The sequence below is a fragment of the Marinococcus sp. LNHM4E3-1 genome (genome assembly GCF_056034405.1).
Genome location: NZ_JBQLID010000028.1, coordinates 1 through 5,380, shown reverse-complemented (window position 1 = coordinate 5,380; position 5,380 = coordinate 1). Strand labels below are relative to the sequence as shown.

The 5,380-nt window shown below is 48.0% G+C and carries 7 protein-coding genes and 1 other annotated feature; of the genes, 4 read left to right on the top strand and 3 right to left on the bottom strand.

What is annotated here, in order from left to right; translation table 11 throughout:
* Positions 1 to 53: 53 nt before the first annotated feature.
* From ACTRXI_RS16155 to ACTRXI_RS16145, 3 genes are all read right to left on the bottom strand, one after another.
* Complete coding sequence (locus ACTRXI_RS16155; RefSeq protein ID WP_474264262.1) at positions 54 to 1,160, bottom strand: flavin monoamine oxidase family protein; 1,107 nt, start codon at positions 1,158 to 1,160, stop codon at positions 54 to 56.
* Positions 1,161 to 1,295: 135 nt separating this feature from the next.
* The gene (locus tag ACTRXI_RS16150; RefSeq protein WP_474264260.1) at positions 1,296 to 1,424 is read right to left on the bottom strand and encodes a hypothetical protein; all 129 of its coding nucleotides are present in this window, start codon (positions 1,422 to 1,424) and stop codon (positions 1,296 to 1,298) included.
* 7 nt (positions 1,425 to 1,431) lie between these two features.
* Entirely contained in the window at positions 1,432 to 1,596 is a 165-nt protein-coding gene (locus tag ACTRXI_RS16145; protein ID WP_474264258.1) for an SDR family NAD(P)-dependent oxidoreductase, read from the bottom strand.
* 307 nt (positions 1,597 to 1,903) lie between these two features.
* Between ACTRXI_RS16145 and ACTRXI_RS16140 the strand changes: the two genes are divergently transcribed.
* The 4 genes from ACTRXI_RS16140 (at position 1,904) to ACTRXI_RS16125 (ending at position 4,984) form a co-directional block, all read left to right on the top strand.
* The gene (locus ACTRXI_RS16140) at positions 1,904 to 2,416 is read left to right on the top strand and encodes a MarR family transcriptional regulator (RefSeq protein ID WP_474264256.1); all 513 of its coding nucleotides are present in this window, start codon (positions 1,904 to 1,906) and stop codon (positions 2,414 to 2,416) included.
* Positions 2,417 to 2,421: 5 nt separating this feature from the next.
* Positions 2,422 to 2,634 (top strand) — a binding site (T-box leader).
* A gap of 39 nt (positions 2,635 to 2,673) precedes the next feature.
* The gene (gene tyrS, locus ACTRXI_RS16135; RefSeq protein WP_474264264.1) at positions 2,674 to 3,924 is read left to right on the top strand and encodes a tyrosine--tRNA ligase; all 1,251 of its coding nucleotides are present in this window, start codon (positions 2,674 to 2,676) and stop codon (positions 3,922 to 3,924) included.
* 396 nt (positions 3,925 to 4,320) lie between these two features.
* Positions 4,321 to 4,665, top strand: coding sequence for a hypothetical protein (locus ACTRXI_RS16130; protein ID WP_474264254.1), 345 nt, complete (start codon positions 4,321 to 4,323; stop codon positions 4,663 to 4,665).
* A gap of 28 nt (positions 4,666 to 4,693) precedes the next feature.
* Positions 4,694 to 4,984 carry a helix-turn-helix domain-containing protein gene (locus ACTRXI_RS16125; protein WP_474264252.1) on the top strand — a complete coding sequence of 97 codons (291 nt, stop codon included), beginning with the start codon at positions 4,694 to 4,696 and terminating at the stop codon, positions 4,982 to 4,984.
* The last annotated feature ends 396 nt before the right edge of the window (positions 4,985 to 5,380 follow it).

The following is a 5,380-nucleotide window of genomic DNA, read 5'->3' as shown; positions in this document are numbered from 1 at the left end:
TGGGCCCAGCTGGCTTTTTTGTTCATTTTTACGAATAGCACGCAGCTTCTTGATTAACACCTGTGCTCCGCGTGCGTAATGGCTTCCACCGCCTGCTCGGCTGACCTCAGGGCTCCTTCCAGATGCCCCCCGTACAAAGCATTAGTCTCGGTGCCTGCAAAAATAATTTTTTCTTGCCATGCATTCTGAGCCGACGGCATGCCATACGCTGGATAATGTTGCAGCGGACGGGCGTCCTCTTTCACTGCGGTTGCCTCTTCGTGGGCCCAATCCTTGTACAGCATCGTGCGCACGCTCCTAGCCTCCGGCCCAAAAAGCCGGGCTAATTGATCGGTGACTAAGGAGAGCAGACGATGTTCTCCCAGCTCTTGCCGTGTCGCTGCTGGCATACCAAAAAAACCAAAGATCGCCCCAGGACCGGTATCGGGAGACGCATCATGAATTTCTTGTAACGGCCCAGCCCAGCTCGTAGCAAAACCGGAAAGCCCTGCTTCCCGCCAGAACGGACGGTCATAGACAGCCACCGCCTTCGCCTGCCCAGCCATCCATGTTGGTTTATTGAAAAGGTCGGCCCGGAGATCGTCCGGGAGCGAAGGGGAAAAGGTGATCGTTTCGGCTATCAGCCGCGGCGGCAGAGCTAGAAGGACAGAGCCCGCTGCCATTTCTTCCAGTTTTCCGTCCGCACTTTTGATATCCAGCCGGACGGTATCATCGCTTGCTAACCGAATTCCGGTGACATGGGTTTCCAATTCAATCGTTCCAGGTGGCAGCGTATCTGCCACAGCTTCCACGAGGGATTGCACTCCTCCGGTGAACCGCATGGATGTTGCTGTCGCCTCCTCCGGTAACATGCCACGCTCAGGCGGTTCCTGAAGCGAGCGTTCCAGCACCATCGCTCCATGGGTATGCTGCTCAAATGTTTCCACCCCTAATTCCCGGACCAATTTTGTGATCGCATGCTCCTGCTGCGGCCAAAACCATGTCGGGCCCAGATCGTACCTATCGGCCTCATTGCTGGTTGGGACCGGAACACTTAATACCCGCCCACCGATTCGGTCTCTGGCCTCCAGGACCCGGCATGGCACTCCCTGTGCCGTCAGCAGCGAGGCTGCGCGAAGACCGCTGAGGCCCGCCCCGACAATAATAACCGGTTCTTTCATATTTTTTTCCTCTTTTCCATACGTATCGTTTTTCTTATTGCTTCCTCCCAGAAATAACATCGATTTTATACTACTAGAAGGATGATTCATCTGTGCAATAGTCAGTAGAAAAAACAGTCATGAACCTTTTACATGTTAGTGTGCCTGCCGCTCGGCGTACTTCTGCCATTCATGGATCCCTTCGGCCATACGATACGCCTTCCATCCCTGCTGGCTCATTTGGTGTGCTGCCATCGCAGAAAACCACAGAACTGCCCCCGGCAATAAGCGATCACTTCCTGATCATCCGGCAGGGGCTGAAGATATCTTTCAATAATTCTTCCCGGCGTCCGTTAATCACCAACTTCGCTGCTTCTTCCACAAACCGCTTAGCCGTAGCTTTCCCGATCCCTGTGCCTTCACCGGTAATAACGACTGTTTTGTTGGTAAATCTCACGGTTCCCTCTCCTTTTTCATCATAAAACTGAACCGCTGCCTCTGTAGAATACAATGTACGCAAACCATTTTACAATATTCAATTGAATAATTGAATGTTGACACTTGAATCTATGCCCGTCAAATTCCTATTTACCTCAGGATGACGTATGCCGGACTGTAATAATGTTCATTTTTTATTTCTCTATTTTTAATAAGAATAGAATATGAAAGTCCTTTAAGTGTTTGTTCTTGCATTTTTTCACTGTATTGATTAAAATCATTTCATAGCTAATGATTTTGACATTTAAAAAGGAAAGGGGCATTTCATGCACGATTTTGACCAGCACGGGGACCTGCTTCCAGAGGAATATGACACCTTGAAGCGGTTGGAAGACACAGGATTTTCCCTTCTCGATATGGATGCGATCTCGGTGGTGACCAACGTGTACCGGCTGGCGCAGGGGCTGCGGAACAAAATGGAACAGGAAGTGCTCCGAAAATACCGGTTGTCCTGGACGGCGTTTTCCCTCTTATATGATCTCTGGATTCATACGCCGTTAGACACCAAAGCCCTTGCTGTCTCTGCCGGGGTCTCAAACGCCACCATCAGCAACATTGTCCGCACCCTGGAAGAAAAAAATTTGTGCTACCGGAAGTCGGATCTTCGTGACCGCCGACTGACCCACGTGTATATTACGGCGGAGGGCACGGCCGTACTCGAGGAATTATATCCCCTGTTTCACCAAAAAGAAGCAGAAGTCGTTCAAAGCCTTTCAGCTGAAGAACAACAACAAACCGCCCAGTACTTGCGGCGGGTCATTCGGGACCAGCAATTTTAATATGAACATCGACGAGGAAGAAAACGAAGTAGCTGCTATCTCCCTAGGTACAGAGAGCCGACGGTGCTGAGAGTCGGCCCTATAGATAGAGCGAAGTACATTTTTGGAGTTTCCCGCCTGCCTTTTAGGCAGCGGGACGGCCGGGCCGTTATCCGGGAGTTGGAAGAGCTGACAGGCTTCAACAAGGGTGGTACCGCGCGAGCTATCGCGTCCCTTGATGAGGGCTGTTTTTTATATTTTATTATCTGGGAGGACCTATCATGCAAAATCATAACCAGCCATTAACCCCGCAACAGCAAGAGCTTGTCCAGGAACAGATGGACCTTTACATGCACGGCATTGAAGAAATTATTCCCCACGAGGAGCTTGAACGAAAAATCGCTGCTTCCGTGCGCGACAACCGCCCGTTAAAAATCAAGCTGGGCCTCGATCCTTCGGCGCCGGATGTGCATTTAGGCCATACGGTCGTATTAAACAAATTAAAGCAGTTTCAGGACTTCGGTCATGTGGTGCAACTGTTAATTGGCGACTTCACCGGAAAAATTGGCGACCCTACCGGAAAATCCGTCGCCCGAAAGCCACTCACAACCGAACAAGTCGCCGCGAATGCTCAGACGTACTTTGAACAGTTCGGCCAGGTCATTCGCATGGACCAGGTGGAGCTCCATTACAACTCCAAGTGGCTCGCCAAGCTGTCATTTGAAGAAGTGATTCAGCTGGCAGGTAAAATTACGACCGCCCGGTTGATGGAGCGGGATGATTTTGAAGAGCGAACCGCGCTCGGCCATCCAATTGCCCTTCACGAATTTTTCTACCCGGTGATGCAGGGCTATGACTCCGTCGTCCTCGAAAGCGATATTGAATTAGGCGGCACCGATCAATACTTCAACATTTTAATGGGGCGGCATTTCCAGGAGCGGTTAGGCAAAGACAAACAGGTGGCCATCACGATGCCGCTGCTTGAAGGGCTGGATGGGACTAAAAAAATGTCGAAATCCCAAAACAATTACATCGGCATATACGAGGAACCGGCTTCCATGTACGGAAAAACGATGTCGCTTCCGGATGAGCTGATCGTGAAATACTTCCACCTGGTAACGTCTCTGCCAAAAACGGAGATTGACGACATCGAAACCGGGCTCCGAGAAGGAACCCTCCATCCGAAAGCAGCAAAAATGCAGCTGGCCCGTACTATCGTGACGATGTATCACGGCCGACAACAGGCCGGAGAAGCCGAAGAGCAATTTGTTTCAGTTTTTCAACAGGGGAACGTGCCGAAGCAAATGCTAACGATGACACTGCAGGAAGGCGAATCATACAATATTGTTGATTTGCTGGTGACCTTACGTCTGCTTTCTTCGAAAACGGAGGCTCGAAAAATGATTCAAAACCGGGGCGTCAAAGTCAATAGCACACGGATGGATGACATGAATGCCTCCTTTACCATTGATACGGACCTGGTGATTCAGGTCGGAAAACGAAAATTCGTGAAAGTGGTTCCTGCTTAGGATATATTCCTGAGTATCCATGAACGATTGAAAAAATTATCAGGAGGAGAATTTTCTTAATGTTATGTGCCATTACAGTCTAAAACCCGTAACTTCTAAATCGTACAGAAAGCCTTCATATTTTAACGGAATATGGAGGCTTCGAATGTTCAAATGCCATCTAGTTGTCTTTTTCTAAAAGATCATAACTTGAAGACGGATCAAGGACATGAAAACTCTGAAGCTTGAAAAGATGAACATTTTAATGCTCTATTGATAGCATACACGCTATCATAAGGGCATAGATATTATCAAAGAAATGGATGGACCTACGATGGCGTACGAGATACTAGCATTAGGAAACGTTCCAACGTTCGAAGGTTGGCTATTCGATGCGGCGACGCAGGAAAGGCAACGATGAGGACGTCAGGGTATCTGGGGAAGACGGCAGACCAATATATCCGGCAGCGGGCGATTCTCGAATATAACCTGTACCCACCGGAACAAGAGAAGACAGGTAGAGACGCCGTACCACCGTCGATTAAACAAGTGTATCGACATATTGAGCTAGAAGAACTCTACCGCTGGGGCATTGATGGGACTAAAACAGGGAATCACCGTTTGTTATTTGTCATTCATGACGAGCAGAAGGTATTGCTATTGCATCATTTTGATAAAACCTATAACGGGGCTATTCGTCGCCCGGATATTGTGCCCGCCGAACAGTGTTACGAGGCGTATAGTGAGGATGGCTCCAAATAGCATTGTGAAATCAAGGAGGGAATAGAAAATGAGCAAGGCATTCGATAACTACCAGAACGTCGTTGGGAAAGCGCGTATTGATCGATTAAAGCTGGAAGCAGCTCTGGCGGCGGCCATTAAAACCGAGCGCCAGCGTCAAGGGTTTTCACAACAGGAATTGGCAGATGCGATTGGAAAGCCAAAGTCCACGATCGGACGTATTGAATCAGGGATCACGGTCCCTCAGGTATCTACGCTTTTAGCCATTGCTCAAGTATTGCATACGACCTTCTCGATTGGGGAAGAGCTCCCCGATACGGATGATAAAGTATCGTTGTAAGAAGAAAACCGGGCATGATGCTGAAACATTCATGCTCGATTTTCTTATACAATTGAATTAAAAGTAAACTCCGTTATTAATAGGTACTTTCTGATCCTTTATAGTATTTGTTAACGATGTGGACTCAATTTTTTCATTCAAAAAAGCCAACCTCCGGGATAGCTTCACCAGGAAACACAGCTTATAAATGAGACTTGTAGAAAGAAACTTTAGGAAAAATGATAAAATTACCGTTGAAAAAAACATAAAGCAACATGAACATAAATCATGCTGCTATGTTTTGCTCCGACTTCAGTTGGTTTCGCACACGTTTTCTTACCTTGAATTGTAATATTAAGCGCAACACCTAAAAAATAAAAAACACCCATGGTATCCCAGTGTAAAATGAAAGTACCA